A 16,712-nucleotide genomic window follows, 5' to 3' on the forward strand; every position below is an offset into this window, starting at 1 on the left:
CCTCATGGCAACCGGTTGCGCAAGGCGGCAACCACGTTGAAGGTTTGTTCGTGTACCCGGTTGTTCGGGTCCCTCAGCTTCAGCGTCAGTCGCACACTGCGGATTCGCGCCGGATCGGACGGGTTGCTGCTGTAGCTGGAGGCGGCCGTATCTGTGGCGGAGCTAGCGAGGCCGAAGCTCACATTGAACTCACTGACATTGTTCACCAGCACCTGCTGTCTCGGTGTGGTGCCGGATCCCATCAGCAGTTGGTCGTTGCTGAAGCTATAGACCAACCGCCGGATCGGAAACGCCAACTGCCCGGACGCCGGCGTGGGGGCATCGTTGTGGGCCGTCGCGGTATTGCGGCAATCGGAAATGACCGTCCAGGTCGGCGCACCGCCACCACTGCCGATATCCGCCGTCACCAGCGTCAATTTCTGATTGGCATTGTCCCAACTGATCGGCGTGATCTGACTGGCATTGAAACTCCCTGCCGAGCTTTCGTCGGTAATCGTGCCCAGGCAACCGAACATGCCGACCATGCGGATTTCCTGAATCATCTTGCTCAGGACAAACCGTGCATCTTCTTGCATGCCGGCGGCAGTGCTCTGGCTGACGTAGGTGTTTTTAGCCGCGATAAAAATCTGTGCCACGCCCAGAATCACCACCAGACTCAACGCCAGGGCGATCAACAACTCGATCAGGCCGAAACCTCTATTGGCTTTGATCATGGTGTCTTCGCCGGATCAACGGTGGCGCGACTGGTGAGGACAAAACTACGGCGCGTGTCGGCGGTATTGGCGGCTCGCGAGTCATCCCAGGTAATGGTAATGGTGTACACCCGCTGGTTGCGGGCGATGCTGCCGGTCGCCGTGGCACCGCCGAAACTGGCGATGTTGCGGGTGAAGTCGAAAAGGTCCTGATCCCGGGCCACGCTCATATTGCCCGAGGTCGGTGGCGTAACGGTGTAATCGGCGCCGGAGTTGGCACGAATGCGGTCCATCATGTCGTAGGCGATAAAACTCGCCTGACTGGTCATCCGCGAGCTGTCGGTGTACTTCAGCGCATTGAGCTGAATCGCTGCGGCGCCCAACAACCCCACGGCCAGAACCAGCAACGCGACCAATACCTCGATCAACGTCATGCCCTCCTGTGCGCACTTGCTCCAACCTCTCATCCGCAACTTCCACCCAATAGAATTCGTCCGTTCAAACACACATTCAGCGTCCTGCTCTGTGCCCCCAGTACATAACTGATCACGACGGCCGTGGACGGCGCCGACAAACCGCCGAGATTGTTGAAATCAATAGCGGTCACTCCTGAGGTTAGCGTCAGAGTTGCACCACTGCTCATCGCTGGAACAACCCGCAATACATTGGCCGGATTGCCAGTACCGTCATAAACGGTCAGCTCGCCGGTCCAGACACTCCCGCCTGCTGTCGGACGAACACGGGTGGTAATGCCCCGGTCGATCGCCTCGAGCCGCGCGTAATTGAGCGCGCGTTGCAGGTCCCCGATCTCTGTATCGGCCTTGGTGCTTTGCACCGAGCGGGTAAACGCCGGAACGGCCAGGCTGATCAGGATCAGAAACACGGCGAGCGTGATCAGCAGCTCGATCAGCGTGAAACCTTTTGTACGATGATCCATCGGTGCGCTCCGTTGCCGTCGGCTATACCTGCTTCTACACGCTAGAACATTCGACCGGCCCGCGTCGGTTGATTTGCCGCGAGCGGCGCACGGATTGCGCCGCATCTTACATTCCAGGGAGGGAGTGCTAATGCCGCAACAGGGTTTCAGTCTGGTCGAACTGCTTATGGGACTGGCGATTGGCGCAATTGTTCTGTCGCTGGTCAGTCCGGCGTTTGCCGCGCTCATCGAATCGAACCATCGGCAACAGGCAGCCGAGTCGCTGATCAGCGGGATCCGGCACGCCAGAACCCTGGCCATCACTCGCAACCAGAGCGTGGTCATTCATGGCATCAACGGCGACTGGAGCCAGGGCTGGCGGATCATTCTGGACATCAGCGGCAAAGGGCCGGAAGACAGCAGCAATCCGCTGCTGGTGGAGCGTGCGAGTGATGCTCGGACGCCGATTGTCGGCAATTGGTTAGTCAGACGTTTTGTGCGGTTCAGCAGTCTGGGTCAACCGCAGATGCCCAAAAGGTCGTTTCAGGCAGGGACACTACATATTTGTTCGGCTCGCGAGCCGGTCAGCCAGCTTCAGGTAGTGCTGGCGGCGAGTGGCCGAGTGCGCCTGAGCAGCGAAAATGCCGAGCAGGCGCTGTGTCGAAAGGCGAAAAAAGTTAAAGCAAGGAACGCACGCGCAGCTCTTTAGGCATGGAGAACGTGATGTTTTCCTCGCGCCCGTCCAACTCATCAGCCCCTGTGGCACCCCAGGCCTGCAATTGCTGGATCACGCCACGCACTAGCACTTCCGGAGCGGACGCACCGGCAGTGATGCCAATCCGCTCGACACCGTCGAACCAGCTCTTTTGCAGGTCTTCGGCGCCGTCGATCAGATAGGCCGGGGTGGCCATGCGTTCGGCCAGTTCACGCAGACGATTGGAGTTGGAGCTGTTCGGACTGCCGACCACCAACACCACGTCGCATTCGTCGGCCAGTTGTTTAACGGCGTCCTGACGGTTTTGCGTGGCGTAGCAGATGTCGTCCTTGCGCGGACCGCCGATCGCCGGGAACCGGGTACGCAAGGCATCGATCACACGACTGGTATCGTCCATGGACAGGGTGGTCTGGGTGACGAAGGCCAGTCTTTCAGGGTTGTTCACCTGTAACGCGGCGACGTCTTTCTCGTCCTCGACCAGATAGATCGCGCCACCATTGCTGCCATCGTACTGGCCCATGGTGCCTTCGACTTCCGGGTGACCGGCATGGCCAATGAGAATGCACTCACGGCCGTCGCGGCTGTAACGCGCGACTTCGATGTGCACCTTGGTCACCAGCGGGCAGGTCGCGTCGAACACCTTCAGGCCACGGCCTGCAGCTTCGGTACGCACGGCCTGGGAAACGCCATGGGCACTGAAGATCACGATCACGTCGTCCGGCACCTGATCCAGCTCTTCGACGAAGATTGCCCCACGGGCGCGCAGGTCTTCGACGACGAATTTGTTGTGGACCACTTCGTGGCGCACGTAGATCGGCGGCCCGAAGACTTCCAGGGCGCGATTGACGATTTCGATCGCCCGGTCCACACCGGCGCAGAAGCCACGGGGGTTGGCGAGTTTGATTTGCATGCTGTGCCTCGTGTCTTGCGCGCAAGAAATAGTAATGCCACCTGCCATTCGAACACCGGGCTCGAAAACAGTGAAAATCTTAATGTGGGAGCGGGCTTGCTCGCGAAGGCGGTGCGTCAGTCGACATTGATGTTACATGTGATGACGCTTTCGCGAGCAAGCCCGCTCCCACATTGGACCGAGTTCGGTCAGTTACAGCGCTTTGACGTTGATGATCTCGACGTCAAAGGTCAAGGTTTTACCGGCCAGCGGGTGGTTGAAGTCGATGGTCACCTGGGCGTCATCGAATTCTTTCACCACACCGGGCAGCTCAGTATTGGCCGCATCATTGAAGATCACCAGCAATCCTGGCGACAACTCCATGTCCTTGAACTGCGAGCGCGGGATGATCTGCACGTTTTGCGGATTCGGCTGACCAAAGGCGTTTTCCGGCTCGATGGTCAGAGTGCGCTTGTCGCCGGCCTTGAAACCGAACAGCGCTGCTTCGAAACCTGGCAACAGGCTGCCGTCGCCAACCTTGAAGGTCGCCGGGGCTTTGTCGAAGGTGCTGTCGACGGTGTCGCCGTTCTCAAGACGCAATGCAAAGTGCAAAGTGACTTCCGTGTTCTGGCCGATGCGTTGCTCAGCCAATACCTGTTCAGTCATGAACGGTTTCTCCGGTCTTTTTACTTTTGAACATATCCAGTGCAAGCATCACGGCACCGACAGAAATGGCGCTGTCGGCAAAGTTGAACGCCGGGAAATACCAGCGGTTCTGCCAATGCACCAGAATGAAATCGATCACATGACCCAAGGCAATGCGGTCGTACAGGTTACCCAGCGCGCCACCCAGCACCAGCGCCAAGGCGACCGCCAGCCAGGTTTCGTTGCGCCCCAGGCGCTTGAGCCAGACCACCAGCACCGCACTGACCACCACCGCGATCAGGGCGAACAGCCAGCGCTGCCAGCCCGAGCTGTCTGCCAGGAAACTGAACGCCGCGCCGGTGTTATAGGCCAGGGTCCAGCTAAAGTAATCGGGGATCACCACGATTTGCTGGTACATGCTCAGCGAGCCTTCGAAGTAGAACTTGCTGGCCTGGTCGATGACCAGGACCAGCAAACTCAACCAGAGCCAGCTCAGCCGTCCGAAACGGCCAACGGCATTAGGCATAGTGACGAACCTCGCCAGCGCCGCTGATGTTGTCGACGCAACGACCGCAGATTTCCGGATGCTCCGGGTTCACGCCGACGTCTTCACGGCAGTGCCAGCAACGGGCGCACTTGGCGAAGCTCGACTTGACCACTTGCAATTTCAAACCGCCGACTTCGGTGACCACGGCATCGGCCGGCGCCTGAACGAACGGCGCAACGGTAGCGGTCGAGGTGATCAGTACGAAGCGCAGTTCGTTGCTCAGCCTGGCCAGGTCGACGCTCAGCGCCTCTTCGGCGAACAGCGTCACTTCGGCTTGCAAGTTGCCACCGACGGCCTTGGCCGCACGCTGGATTTCCATTTCCTTGTTGACCGCCACCTTCACCGCCATGATCCGCTCCCAGTAGGCGCGGTCCAGTTCGAAACCTTCCGGCAATTCGGTCAGGCCTTCGTACCAGGTGTTGAGCATCACGGACTCGTTACGCTCGCCCGGCAGGTACTGCCACAGCTCGTCGGCGGTGAACGCCAGGATCGGCGCGATCCAGCGCACCAGCGCTTCGCTGATGTGGTACAGCGCGGTTTGCGCCGAACGACGGGCCTTGCTGTTGGCGCCCGTGGTGTACTGACGGTCCTTGATGATGTCGAGGTAGAAACCGCCCAGCTCCTGCACGCAGAAGTTGTGGATCTTGGAGTAGACGTTCCAGAAGCGGTATTCGCCGTAGTGCTCTTGCAGCTCGCGTTGCAGCAACAGGGTGCGATCCACGGCCCAACGGTCCAGCGCCAGCATGTCTTCGGCCGGCAGGAGGTCGGTGGCCGGGTTGAAACCGGTCAGGTTGGAAAGCAGGAAGCGCGCGGTGTTACGGATGCGCCTGTAGGCGTCCGCACTGCGTTGCAGGATCTGTTCGGAAACCGCCATTTCGCCGGAATAGTCGGTAGAAGCGACCCACAGACGCATGATATCGGCGCCCAGGGTGTCGTTGACCTTCTGCGGCGCGATCACGTTGCCCAAAGACTTGGACATTTTGCGACCGGACTCGTCAACAGTGAAACCGTGGGTCAGCAGCTCGCGGTACGGGGCGTGGTCGTCAATGGCGCAACCGGTCAGCAACGACGAGTGGAACCAGCCGCGGTGTTGGTCCGAACCTTCCAGGTACAGGTCGGCACGTGGACCGGTCTCGTGGCCCATCGAGTGCGAACCGCGCAGGACGTGCCAGTGCGTGGTGCCCGAGTCGAACCAGACATCCAGGGTGTCGCTGATCTTGTCATACAGCGGTGCTTCTTCACCGAGCAACTCGGCGGCGTCCATCTTGAACCAGGCTTCGATGCCTTCGACTTCGACGCGCTGGGCGACGATTTCCATCAGCTCGACGGTGCGTGGGTGCAGTTCGCCGCTTTCCTTGTTCAGGAAAAACGGGATCGGCACGCCCCAGTTGCGCTGACGGGAGATGCACCAGTCCGGACGGTTGGCGATCATCGAGTGCAGACGTGCCTGGCCCCAGGCCGGAACGAATTTGGTCTCTTCGATGGCTTTGATCGCCCGCTTGCGCAGGGTTTCGCCAGAAGTCGGCTCTTTGTCCATGCCGATGAACCACTGCGCGGTGGCGCGGTAGATCAGCGGGGTCTTGTGACGCCAGCAGTGCATGTAGCTGTGTTCGATGATGGTGGTGTGCAGCAGCGCGCCGACTTCGGTCAGTTTGTCGACGATGGCCGGGTTGGCTTTCCAGATGAACTGACCACCGAAGAACTCCAGCGATGTCGCGTAGACGCCGTTGCTTTGCACCGGGTTGAGGATGTCATCGTTGACCATGCCGTATTTCTTGCAGGTCACGAAGTCGTCCACGCCATAGGCCGGGGCGGAGTGAACCACGCCAGTGCCGGCGCCCAGCTCGACGTAGTCGGCCAGGTAAACCGGCGACAGGCGATCGTAGAACGGGTGACGGAAGTTGATCAGTTCCAGTTCTTTACCGGTGGTGGTCGCAATGACCGAACCTTCCAGACTGTAGCGGGCAAGGCACGACTCGACCAGCTCTTCAGCCAGCAGCAGCAGTTTGTCGCCGACGTCGACCAGTGCGTAGTTGAATTCCGGGTGAACGTTCAACGCCTGGTTGGCCGGGATGGTCCACGGGGTGGTAGTCCAGATCACGATCGAGGCGGTTTTGCCCAGCGATGGCAGACCGAACGCGGCGGCCAGTTTGGCCTCATCAGCGATCGGGAACGCCACGTCGATGGTCGCGGATTTTTTATTCTCGTACTCGACTTCCGCTTCAGCCAGGGCCGAACCGCAGTCAAAGCACCAGTTCACAGGCTTCAGGCCCTTGAACACGAAGCCACCCTTGACGATTTCCGCCAGGGCGCGGATTTCGCCGGCCTCGTTTTTGAAGTCCATGGTCTTGTACGGGTTGGCGAAGTCGCCCAACACGCCCAGACGGATGAATTCGGACTTCTGGCCTTCGATCTGCTCGGTGGCGTAGGCACGGCATAGCTCGCGGGTCTTGTCCGCGCCCAGGTTCTTGCCGTGGGTCACTTCGACTTTGTGCTCGATCGGCAGACCGTGGCAGTCCCAGCCCGGCACATAAGGCGCATCGAAACCCGACAGGGTTTTCGAGCGGATGATCATGTCCTTGAGAATCTTGTTCAGTGCATGACCGATGTGAATCGTGCCGTTGGCGTACGGAGGACCGTCGTGAAGCACGAACTTCGGACGATCCTTGCCAATCTCGCGCAACTTACCGTACAGGCCAATGCTGTCCCAGCGCTGCAGAATCTGCGGTTCGCGCTGAGGCAGGCCGGCCTTCATTGGGAAGGCGGTGTCCGGAAGGTTTAGCGTGGCTTTATAGTCGGTCATTTAAGGCTCTTCATTAGCGATTGGCGCTAGGTGCGACAGGGCACGGGCGGCGGCGATATCCGCATTGATCGCCGTCTTAAGCGCCTCCAGAGAGGCGAAACGCTGCTCTTCACGCAGCTTGTGGTGGAAAACCACCGTCAAACGCCGGTCATACAGATCGCCGGCAAAATCTAAAAGGTGTACTTCGAGGTGGGCTTTGCCATCCCCTTCGACCGTTGGCCGTACGCCGATATTGGCGACGCCTGGCCAGGTCTTGCCGTCAATGTCGACGCTGACCAGATAAACCCCGCTCAACGGCACACGACGACGCTTGAGCTGGACGTTGGCCGTGGGCGTACCCAACTGACGCCCCAGCTTCTGACCGTGCAGGACCCGACCGGCAATCCGGAACGGATGACCGAGCAGCCGCTCGGCCAAGGCAAAATCGGCAGCGGCCAGGGCATTACGCACCTGGGTGCTGCTGACACGAATGCCATCCAGCTCGACGGTCTGCGCCGCTTCGACGGTAAACCCCTGAAGGACGCCGGCCTGCTGCAGGAAATCGAAATCCCCTAGCCGGTCACAGCCGAAACGGAAATCGTCACCGACTTCCAGATGCTGCACGCCGAGGCCGTCCACCAGAATAGTATCAACGAATTCGCTGGCGCTGAGTTTGCTCAGGCGCTGATTGAACGCCAGGCACAGCACCCGGTCGACACCTTGTTCGGCCAGTAACTGCAGCTTGTCCCGCAGGCGGGCCAGACGGGCCGGGGCGGTGTCCGGGGCGAAGAATTCTCGCGGCTGCGGCTCAAAAATCACCACGCAGCTGGGTACACCCAACTCGAGCGCACGCTCACGCAGCCGGGCCAGGATAGCCTGGTGACCACGGTGGACACCGTCAAAGTTGCCAATAGTGGCGACACAGCCCCGATGCTGGGGGCGCAGGTTGTGGAGGCCTCGAACCAGCTGCATAACGCGCTTCTTGCTCATAAAGTGGTCGATTATAACCACACCCGGCGGCCGACGACAGGCAACACCGTAACCCAAAGTGATCGAGCCGACAAAACCGCCGGCCCGCCCGTATTTATCGAGACAAAAGCCTCAGTTCAAGGCCTTGCGATTGAAGTCGCGCAAACGGAAGCCCATCAACAGCAACATGCCGAAGTAGACCACCACGCCAGCAATCACCAATGCGCCCAGACGCAGCAAACGCTCCAGCATATGCCCCTCCCCCCAAGCCGGCATAAAATGCATCGCGCCCAGCAATACCGCGGACATCACGGTCACCGCCACCACCAGTTTGAGCCCGAACTTCGCCCAGCCCGGTTGCGGCTGATACATCTGCTGCTTGCGCAGTTGATAGAACAACAGCCCGGCATTGAGGCAGGCGCCAGCACTGATGGCCAGGGCCAGACCGGCATGAGCCAGCGGGCCGATCAGCACCAGGTTGAATAGCTGGGTGACGATCAGGGTGAAAATTGCGATTTTTACCGGCGTACGGATGTTTTGTTGCGCATAAAAACCCGGCGCCAGCACTTTGATCAAGATAATCCCCAGTAAGCCGACGGAATAAGCAATCAACGCACGCTGGGTCATGGCCGCATCGAAAGCGCTGAACTGGCCGTACTGGAACAGCGAAACCGTCAGCGGTTCAGCCAGAATCCCCAGCGCCAGGGCGCACGGTAACACCAGCATGAAGCACAGGCGCAGCCCCCAATCGAGGATCCGCGAGTATTCGTGGCGATCCTGGCTGGCATAGGTCCTGGCCAGCGTCGGCAGCAGAATCGTGCCCAGAGCCACACCCAGCACACCGGATGGCAACTCCATCAGGCGATCGGCGTAATACATCCAGGACACGGAACCCGCCACCAGGAATGAGGCAAATATGGTGTTGATGATCAGCGAAATCTGGCTTACCGAAACGCCGATGATCGCTGGCAGCATCTGTTTCATGACCCGCCAGACACCACTATCGCGCAGATTCAGGCGCGGCAGCACCAACATGCCGATCTTTTTCAGATGCGGCAGCTGAAACAGCAACTGCGCCAGACCGCCCACCAGAACGGCCCAGCCCAGCGCCATCACCGGCGGATCGAAATACGGCGTCAGGAACACCGCAAAAATGATCATGCTGACATTGAGCAAGGTCGGCACGAAGGCCGGCACCGAGAAGCGGTTCCAGGTGTTGAGGATCGCTCCGGCCAATGAAGACAGGGAGATCAGCAATATATAAGGGAATGTGACCCGCAACAGATCGGTGGTCAGGTCGAATTTTTCCGGGGTGGTGGCGAAACCCGGCGCCGTGGCCCAGATGACCCAAGGCGCGGCGAGCATGCCCAACACAGTAACCAATGCCAGTACCAGCGTCAGCAGACCGGAGACATAGGCAACGAACGTTCGCGCCGCCTCCTCGCCCTTCTGGCTTTTGTATTCGGCAAGAATTGGCACGAAGGCCTGGGAAAAAGCCCCTTCGGCGAAGATCCGCCGCAGCAGATTGGGCAGTTTGAAGGCGATAAAGAAGGCGTCGGTCGCCATTCCCGCACCAAATGCACGGGCGACAAGAGTGTCGCGAACAAACCCCAACACCCGGGAAAGCATCGTGATAGAGCTGACAGCGGCCAACGATTTGAGCAGATTCATTGAAAGAGTTTTTGCCTGTCGATAAACAGCAGGCGAACAACGCGCCCACTTATGCGATACTCCGCGCCGCAACAGCACAGAGCCAAAGCTCGCGAGTTTACAGGTCGCACGCCGGAAAGAAATATCCAGCTCACCGTCCCCTTGAAAACGTAGCGAGCGAAGGCAAGACAAGGCGAAAGCAGGCGAGGTAGCGGAGTTGACTTTAGTCAATGAGCGTTTCGAGTCTGCTTTCAACGCTGAATTGCCGAGCGCAGTAGTTTTCATGGGGTCGGAACCGGCCACTTAGCGGAACGTTTCTCCCGCCCTTGACAAGCCATCAACTCATCGGCATGATTCGCGGCCTATTTTGTTTGCTATTTCCTAAAAAGTCTTTCGAGGAGCTCGACGGTGGCCAACACACCTTCCGCCAAAAAACGTGCAAAACAGGCTGAGAAGCGTCGCAGCCACAACGCCAGCCTGCGTTCCATGGTTCGCACCTACATCAAGAATGTAGTTAAAGCCATCGACGCAAAAGACGCTGCTAAAGCTCAAGCTGCTTACGTTCTGGCTGTGCCAGTTATCGACCGCATGGCCGATAAAGGCATCATCCACAAGAACAAGGCCGCTCGTCATAAGAGCCGCCTGAATGGCCACGTAAAGGCCCTGAACGTTGCCGCTGCTGCCTAAGCGACACGCTCATTAAAAAACCGACCTCAGGGTCGGTTTTTTATTGCCTGCGATTTGGCAAATACACTGCAAAAAAAAATGTGGGAGCGGGCTTGCTCGCGAAGGCGGCGTAACAGTCAACATAGACGCTGAATGTCAGTCAGTCTTCGCGAGCAAGCCCGCTCCCACATTTGGATCTTCGCTAGCTTATTGAGCGTGCGCCCACGGCAAAATCGGAATCGCCGTCACCGCATTTTGCGGACTACCTTCGATCAGACGATCGCTATAGACCAGATACACCAGCGTATTGCGCTTCTCATCCAGGAATCGCACCACCTGCATGGTCTTGAACACCAAGGACGTGCGCTCCTTGAACACCTCCTCGCCATCCTTGAGCTCACCCTTGAAGTTGATCGGCCCGACCTGGCGGCACGCAATGGACGCCTCAGCGCGATCCTCGGCCAGACCCAACCCACCTTTTACGCCGCCGGTCTTGGCGCGCGACAGGTAGCAAGTCACGCCATCCACTTTCGGATCATCAAACGCCTCGACAACGATACGGTCGTTGGGGCCGACAAACTTGAACACCGTCGACACCTGGCCAATCTCATCGGCCGAGGCCAGCAGCGGCATCGCCAACAACAAGCCCAACAATCCTTTTGCCACACGCATTCAGGTATTCCTTCAGACCAGAATCAGGTTATCGCGGTGAACCAGCTCCGGCTCCGCCATGTACCCCAACAGACCGACAATCGCCTCAGACGACTGACCGATGATTTTTTGTGCTTCCAGAGCACTGTAGTTGGCCAGGCCACGGGCAATTTCACGACCATCCGGCGCCACGCAGACCACCATTTCGCCACGACGGAAACTGCCCTGGACCAGTTTGACACCCACCGGCAACAAACTTTTGTTGCCTTGGGACAACGCCGTCACCGCTCCCGCATCCAGCACCAGCGTGCCGCGGGTCTGCAGATGCCCGGCCAGCCACTGCTTGCGCGCCGCCAGCATGCCGCGCTCAGGCGACAACAAAGTGCCGATACGCTCGCCAGCCTTGAGACGATCCAGCACCCGCTCAATGCGCCCACCGACAATAATGGTGTGCGCACCGGAACGCGCCGCCAGACGCGCAGCGCGCAACTTGGTCTGCATGCCGCCACGCCCCAGCGCACCGCCCGTGCTGCCAGCCACCGCATCCAGCGCCGGATCATCGGCACGCGCTTCGTAAATCAGCTTGGCGTCGGGATTGTTGCGCGGATCGGCGTCGAACATGCCGTCGCGATCGGTGAGGATCACCAGCAAATCAGCTTCGACCAGGTTCGCCACCAGCGCCGCCAACGTGTCGTTGTCACCGAAACGGATTTCGTCAGTGACCACGGTGTCGTTCTCATTGATCACCGGGATCACCTTGAGCTCGACCAACGCACGCAGCGTACTGCGAGCATTCAGGTAGCGCTTGCGGTCAGACAAATCGTCGTGCGTCAGGAGAATTTGTGCAGTATGCCGACCATGCTCGGCGAAGCTCGACTCCCAAGCCTGCACCAGGCCCATCTGACCGATGGCAGCAGCCGCCTGCAACTCGTGCATCGCACTGGGTCGTGCGGTCCAGCCCAAGCGACTCATCCCCGCCGCCACCGCCCCTGAGGACACCAGCACCAGCTCAACGCCAGCCTCATGCAGAGCAACCATCTGCTCGACCCAGACACCCATTGCCGCGCGATCCAGGCCCTTGCCGTCCGCCGTCAGCAAAGCGCTGCCGATCTTCACGACCCAACGCTGCGCACCTGTCACCTTGCTCCGCATCATCTTCAACCTTAGCTTGAGGACAGCACGACCCAGCGCTGCCCGTAACGTTATTCGTGACTACCGATTTCCAGATACTAAAACGCCGCTCTGGTGAGCGGCGCTTAAGTTTATCGCAACGAATCAGTCACGCACGTAAATGATTTCCGGACCGTCTTCGTCATCCACATCTTCTTCATCCCAATCGTCATCACCGATGTCATGGACCGACTTCACACCACTGCGACGCAGGGCACGCTGATCGTCCAGCGCCTGCAACTGGGCACGAGCCTCATCTTCGATACGCTGATCGAGGTCGGCCAGTTCGCCCTTGTAGACAGGGTCGTTAGCCAGACGATCGGCACGATCTTCCAGGTAACGCATGATGTCATGACACAGACGCTCAGTGCCTTGCTTGGCGATCGCGGAGATCACGTAGACCGGACCGGTCCACTCCAGACGATCAACGATTTCCTTGACGCGAGCATCGTGCTCTTCTTCAAGGATCTGGTCGCATTTGTTCAGCACCAGCCAGCGATCACGCTCAGCCAGGGACGGGCTGAACTTGGTCAGCTCGCTGACGATCACCTCAGCGGCATCCGCAGCACTGGTGTCATCCAGCGGCGCCATGTCGACGAGGTGCAGCAACAGACGGGTACGCGACAAGTGCTTCAGGAAACGAATCCCCAGACCCGCACCATCGGAGGCGCCTTCGATCAGACCCGGAATGTCCGCCACCACGAAGCTCTTCCAGCGATCGACGCTGACCACACCCAGGTTCGGCACCAGAGTGGTGAACGGATAGTCGGCGACTTTCGGCTTGGCGGCCGAAACCGAGCGAATGAACGTACTTTTGCCGGCGTTCGGCAAACCGAGCAGACCAACGTCCGCCAACACTTTCATTTCCAGCTTCAGGTCACGCTGCTCGCCTGGCTTGCCCGGAGTAGTCTGGCGTGGCGCGCGGTTGGTACTGGATTTGAAACGGGTGTTGCCCAGACCGTGCCAGCCACCATGAGCCACCAGCAGTTTCTGACCAGCCTTGGTCAGGTCGCCAATCACTTCCTGAGTGGCGGAGTCAATCACCGTGGTGCCGACCGGAACGCGCAGCACCAGCTCTTCACCCTTTTTACCGGTGCAGTCAGTGCTGCCGCCATTGGAACCGCGCTCGGCATCGAAGTGCCGGGTGTAACGGTAGTCCACCAGGGTGTTCAGGTTTTCATCGGCGATCATGTAGACCGAGCCGCCATCACCACCGTCACCGCCGTTCGGGCCGCCATTTTCAATGAATTTTTCGCGACGGAAGCTCATGCAACCGTTGCCGCCGTCGCCGGCCTTTACTCGAATCGATACTTCATCAACAAACTTCATAACAAAACGCCTCTCGCCATACGGACGAGCCGAAAAAACCTAGACATAAGACTCTTGCAAAAATGAGCGCAGCGACCTCAATCAACGACCGCCAATACAGCGCTGGAGCCCATCACAAACAGCTTTGCAAGAGACTCACCCCACAAACGAAAAAGCCCCGTCGCAAGACAGGGCTTTTCCAGCAACTACGTAATTATGCCGCGACGACGTCAGTCTTCGGAACAATGCTTACGTAACGACGACCGAAGGCGCCTTTTACTTCGAACTTGATCACGCCGTCGATTTTAGCGAACAGAGTGTGATCCTTGCCCATGCCAACGCCGTAGCCAGCGTGGAATTGGGTGCCGCGCTGACGCACGATGATGTTGCCCGGAATGATAACCTGGCCGCCATACATCTTCACGCCAAGGCGTTTGGCTTCTGAGTCGCGACCGTTACGGGTACTACCACCAGCTTTTTTGTGTGCCATGAGTTCAATTCTCCTAGTGAGGAATTAGGCTGAAATTAAGCCTGAATACCGGTGATTTTGATCTCGGTGTACCACTGGCGGTGGCCCATACGCTTCATGTGGTGCTTACGGCGACGGAACTTGATGATGCGGACTTTATCGTGACGACCTTGGGAGATCACTTCAGCCACAACGGTAGCGCCAGCAACAACTGGAGCGCCGATATTCACGTCGTCGCCATTGGCAACCAACAGAACGCGATCAAAAGTAACGGATTCGCCGGTAGCGATTTCCAGTTTTTCGATCTTCAGGTATTCACCTGGAGCAACTTTGTACTGCTTGCCACCAGTAACGATTACTGCATAAGACATGGTATTTCTCCGATAATCCTGCTCACCCAGCTCTTTATAAGAAGAGGTATTGGCTGGCATGGCTGCATAAGGCTGGAGGCCTGTTTGCAATTGCGTAAGGCAGGTGCTGCCCAGGAAGTTCAGGGTGCGCGATTGTACGCAAGCTGCCAAGGCGATGCAAGTGGTCGTCCATCGTGCCTTGACAGGCCCGGACGTGGGTCCTAGCATGCCGCGCAACCCTTCTGGAGCAACTGTCGCTGATGCAACCCCAAGCTTTCTACCGCGCGGTGGCGGACGATTTTAGCGCCGTCGACGGCATCATCAAGAAACAGCTGACTTCCCGAGTGCCGCTGGTATCGAAAATCGGCGACTACATTACCTCGGCCGGCGGTAAACGCCTGCGTCCGTTGCTCGTGCTGCTGTGCGGCAAGGCGCTCGGCCGCGAAGGCGATGACCTGCGCCTGCTGGCCGCGACCATCGAGTTCCTGCACACCGCCACCCTGCTGCACGACGACGTCGTCGACATGTCCGGCATGCGCCGTGGCCGTTCGACCGCCAACGCCATGTGGGGCAACGCGCCGAGCGTGCTGGTGGGCGACTTCCTGTATTCGCGCTCCTTCGAAATGATGGTCGAACTGGGCTCCATGCCGGTGATGAAAATCCTTTCGCAAGCCACGCGCATCATCGCTGAAGGCGAAGTGTTGCAGCTGTCGAAGGTCCGTGACGCCAGCACCACTGAAGAAACCTACATGGAAGTCATCCGCGGCAAAACCGCGATGCTCTTCGAAGCCTCGACCCACAGTGCAGCGGCCCTGGCTGGTGCCTCGCCGGAACAGAGCGAAGCGCTGCGCACCTTCGGCGATCATCTGGGGGTGGCCTTCCAATTGGTCGACGACCTGCTGGACTACCGTGGCGACGCCGAGACCTTGGGCAAGAACGTTGGCGATGATCTGGCCGAAGGCAAGCCGACTCTGCCCCTGATCTACACCATGCGCGAAGGCACTCCGGAGCAGGCTGCACTGGTTCGTCAGGCGATCCAGAAAGGCGGCATTGAAGACCTGGAAAGCATTCGCGAAGCCGTTGAAGCTTCCGGCTCGCTGGATTACACCGCGCAACTGGCCCGCGATTACGTGGCCCGTGCAATCAAGTGCCTCGACGCCCTGCCTGCCAGCGAATACCGCGATGCATTGGTAGAGTTGAGTGAGTTTGCGGTAGCCCGCACGCACTGATCAGCGCCTTTGTAGGAGCGAGGCTTGCCCGCGAATGCGATCTACCAGTCGACATCAATGTGACTGACACACCGCGTTCGCGGGCAAGCCTCGCTCCTACAAATCATATGCGTCCCCCCTCCCCCGTATAAACCCTATATAATGTGCGCTTTTTAGCCATCCTGAATCCAAGGAGCCTTAGTGAGCACGTTGCCACCCTGCCCGAAATGCAATTCCGAATACACCTATGAAGACGGCGCACAGCTGATCTGCCCGGAGTGCGCCCACGAGTGGTCCGCCAGCGGCGAAACCGAAGTGGCCTCCGATGACACCGTGAAAAAGGATTCGGTCGGCAATGTCCTGCAGGACGGCGATACCATCACCGTGATCAAGGACCTCAAGGTCAAAGGCACGTCGCTGGTGGTCAAGGTCGGCACCAAGGTCAAGAACATCCGCCTGTGCGATGGCGACCACGACATCGACTGCAAGATCGATGGCATCGGCCCGATGAAACTCAAATCCGAGTTCGTCAGAAAAGTCTGAATCTGCTGTATTCCATCCCGCGCCCCGGCGTGGGATGGTGCTTCGCCCTTCCCCGCACCACCCAGCACTCCTGCGCAACAGCCAAACCCCAGTCGTTTTGACCTTACCCAACCTTTACCCAGAAAAAAACACAAAGCGCCAATAGGCCCTTGCTATTTGACGAATAAGAATTATTCTCATTGAAACCCATCAATGGAGATGAGACCCATGACTTATTTGATCGATGCCTGGCTGGACCGCCCACACCCCTACCTCAGAATCCTGCATCGGGAAACCGGGGAAGTCTGTGCAGTGCTTGAAGAAGAAGCCTTGAACGAGCTGCAGGATCAGGGTGATCTGGACGTCAACGGCTTGAGTTCCAGCGAGCCGGTGGTGCTCAAGGAACTGGTGCGCAATCTGTTTCTGTTCTGCTATGCCCGGGCGTTGCGCCCGACGAATGAGCTGCATCACAAGATCGAAATATGAAAATGCAACATGTCGGAGCGAGCCCTGTGGGAGCGGGCTTGCTCGCGAAGAGGCCTTAACATTCAATATCATCGCTG

At 58.7% G+C, this 16,712-nt stretch carries 19 protein-coding genes; 5 read left to right on the forward strand and 14 right to left on the reverse strand.

Annotated elements, in window-relative coordinates:
- Window positions 1-2: 2 nt before the first annotated feature.
- The 3 genes from MEB48_RS15450 to MEB48_RS15460 are packed head-to-tail and all read right to left on the reverse strand — an operon-like array spanning window position 3 to window position 1,629.
- Window positions 3-713, reverse strand: a complete 711-nt coding sequence (locus tag MEB48_RS15450; RefSeq protein WP_237885010.1) for a PilW family protein — start codon at window positions 711-713, stop codon at window positions 3-5.
- A complete protein-coding gene (pilV, locus tag MEB48_RS15455) occupies window positions 710-1,159 on the reverse strand; it encodes a type IV pilus modification protein PilV (RefSeq protein ID WP_237885011.1) in 450 nt (149 codons plus the stop codon). The genes MEB48_RS15450 and pilV overlap by 4 nt, the downstream gene beginning before the upstream one ends.
- Window positions 1,156-1,629 (reverse strand): GspH/FimT family pseudopilin, encoded by a 474-nt coding sequence (locus MEB48_RS15460; protein ID WP_237885012.1) that lies wholly within the window; start codon window positions 1,627-1,629, stop codon window positions 1,156-1,158. The genes pilV and MEB48_RS15460 overlap by 4 nt, the downstream gene beginning before the upstream one ends.
- A 130-nt stretch (window positions 1,630-1,759) precedes the next feature.
- On the opposite strand from MEB48_RS15460, the gene MEB48_RS15465 reads away from it, so the two are divergent.
- Window positions 1,760-2,317, forward strand: a complete 558-nt coding sequence (locus MEB48_RS15465) for a GspH/FimT family pseudopilin (RefSeq protein WP_237885013.1) — start codon at window positions 1,760-1,762, stop codon at window positions 2,315-2,317.
- Here MEB48_RS15465 and ispH read toward each other — a convergent pair.
- The 6 genes from ispH to murJ all read right to left on the reverse strand — a co-directional run bounded on the left by ispH (window position 2,286) and on the right by murJ (window position 9,826).
- Window positions 2,286-3,233: a 4-hydroxy-3-methylbut-2-enyl diphosphate reductase gene (gene ispH / locus MEB48_RS15470; protein WP_237885014.1), complete on the reverse strand. Its 948-nt coding sequence runs from the start codon at window positions 3,231-3,233 to the stop codon at window positions 2,286-2,288. The genes MEB48_RS15465 and ispH overlap by 32 nt on opposite strands.
- A 192-nt stretch (window positions 3,234-3,425) precedes the next feature.
- On the reverse strand, window positions 3,426-3,863 hold the full coding sequence (fkpB, locus tag MEB48_RS15475; RefSeq protein WP_177318839.1) for an FKBP-type peptidyl-prolyl cis-trans isomerase: 438 nt from the start codon (window positions 3,861-3,863) through the stop codon (window positions 3,426-3,428).
- Window positions 3,864-3,870: 7 nt separating this feature from the next.
- Window positions 3,871-4,383 (reverse strand): signal peptidase II, encoded by a 513-nt coding sequence (gene lspA / locus MEB48_RS15480; protein ID WP_007901890.1) that lies wholly within the window; start codon window positions 4,381-4,383, stop codon window positions 3,871-3,873.
- Window positions 4,376-7,207 carry an isoleucine--tRNA ligase gene (ileS, locus tag MEB48_RS15485; protein WP_237885015.1) on the reverse strand — a complete coding sequence of 944 codons (2,832 nt, stop codon included), beginning with the start codon at window positions 7,205-7,207 and terminating at the stop codon, window positions 4,376-4,378. The genes lspA and ileS overlap by 8 nt, the downstream gene beginning before the upstream one ends.
- Window positions 7,208-8,158, reverse strand: coding sequence for a bifunctional riboflavin kinase/FAD synthetase (gene ribF, locus MEB48_RS15490; RefSeq protein WP_237885016.1), 951 nt, complete (start codon window positions 8,156-8,158; stop codon window positions 7,208-7,210).
- 129 nt (window positions 8,159-8,287) lie between these two features.
- A complete protein-coding gene (murJ, locus tag MEB48_RS15495; RefSeq protein WP_237885017.1) occupies window positions 8,288-9,826 on the reverse strand; it encodes a murein biosynthesis integral membrane protein MurJ in 1,539 nt (512 codons plus the stop codon).
- A gap of 387 nt (window positions 9,827-10,213) precedes the next feature.
- Between murJ and rpsT the strand changes: the two genes are divergently transcribed.
- A complete protein-coding gene (gene rpsT / locus MEB48_RS15500; protein ID WP_007901883.1) occupies window positions 10,214-10,492 on the forward strand; it encodes a 30S ribosomal protein S20 in 279 nt (92 codons plus the stop codon).
- 186 nt (window positions 10,493-10,678) lie between these two features.
- Here rpsT and MEB48_RS15505 read toward each other — a convergent pair whose 3' ends face one another.
- The 5 genes from MEB48_RS15505 to rplU form a co-directional block, all read right to left on the reverse strand.
- On the reverse strand, window positions 10,679-11,143 hold the full coding sequence (locus tag MEB48_RS15505; RefSeq protein WP_052967588.1) for a CreA family protein: 465 nt from the start codon (window positions 11,141-11,143) through the stop codon (window positions 10,679-10,681).
- 12 nt (window positions 11,144-11,155) lie between these two features.
- Window positions 11,156-12,274, reverse strand: coding sequence for a glutamate 5-kinase (gene proB / locus MEB48_RS15510; RefSeq protein ID WP_095055695.1), 1,119 nt, complete (start codon window positions 12,272-12,274; stop codon window positions 11,156-11,158).
- Window positions 12,275-12,397: 123 nt separating this feature from the next.
- A complete protein-coding gene (cgtA, locus tag MEB48_RS15515) occupies window positions 12,398-13,621 on the reverse strand; it encodes an Obg family GTPase CgtA (protein WP_237885018.1) in 1,224 nt (407 codons plus the stop codon).
- 193 nt (window positions 13,622-13,814) lie between these two features.
- Window positions 13,815-14,090 carry a 50S ribosomal protein L27 gene (rpmA, locus tag MEB48_RS15520; protein WP_007901871.1) on the reverse strand — a complete coding sequence of 92 codons (276 nt, stop codon included), beginning with the start codon at window positions 14,088-14,090 and terminating at the stop codon, window positions 13,815-13,817.
- Between the two features lie 35 nt (window positions 14,091-14,125).
- Window positions 14,126-14,440 (reverse strand): 50S ribosomal protein L21, encoded by a 315-nt coding sequence (rplU, locus tag MEB48_RS15525; RefSeq protein WP_003176051.1) that lies wholly within the window; start codon window positions 14,438-14,440, stop codon window positions 14,126-14,128.
- Window positions 14,441-14,679: 239 nt separating this feature from the next.
- Between rplU and MEB48_RS15530 the strand changes: the two genes are divergently transcribed.
- The 3 genes from MEB48_RS15530 to MEB48_RS15540 all read left to right on the forward strand — a co-directional run bounded on the left by MEB48_RS15530 (window position 14,680) and on the right by MEB48_RS15540 (window position 16,635).
- A complete protein-coding gene (locus MEB48_RS15530) occupies window positions 14,680-15,648 on the forward strand; it encodes a polyprenyl synthetase family protein (protein ID WP_030129461.1) in 969 nt (322 codons plus the stop codon).
- A 180-nt stretch (window positions 15,649-15,828) separates the two neighbouring features.
- On the forward strand, window positions 15,829-16,170 hold the full coding sequence (locus tag MEB48_RS15535; protein ID WP_095055692.1) for a zinc ribbon domain-containing protein YjdM: 342 nt from the start codon (window positions 15,829-15,831) through the stop codon (window positions 16,168-16,170).
- A 207-nt stretch (window positions 16,171-16,377) separates the two neighbouring features.
- Complete coding sequence (locus tag MEB48_RS15540; protein WP_095055691.1) at window positions 16,378-16,635, forward strand: PA4570 family protein; 258 nt, start codon at window positions 16,378-16,380, stop codon at window positions 16,633-16,635.
- The last annotated feature ends 77 nt before the right edge of the window (window positions 16,636-16,712 follow it).

This window comes from Pseudomonas sp. PGPR40, from assembly GCF_022014505.1.
Taxonomy (GTDB): Bacteria; Pseudomonadota; Gammaproteobacteria; order Pseudomonadales; family Pseudomonadaceae; genus Aquipseudomonas.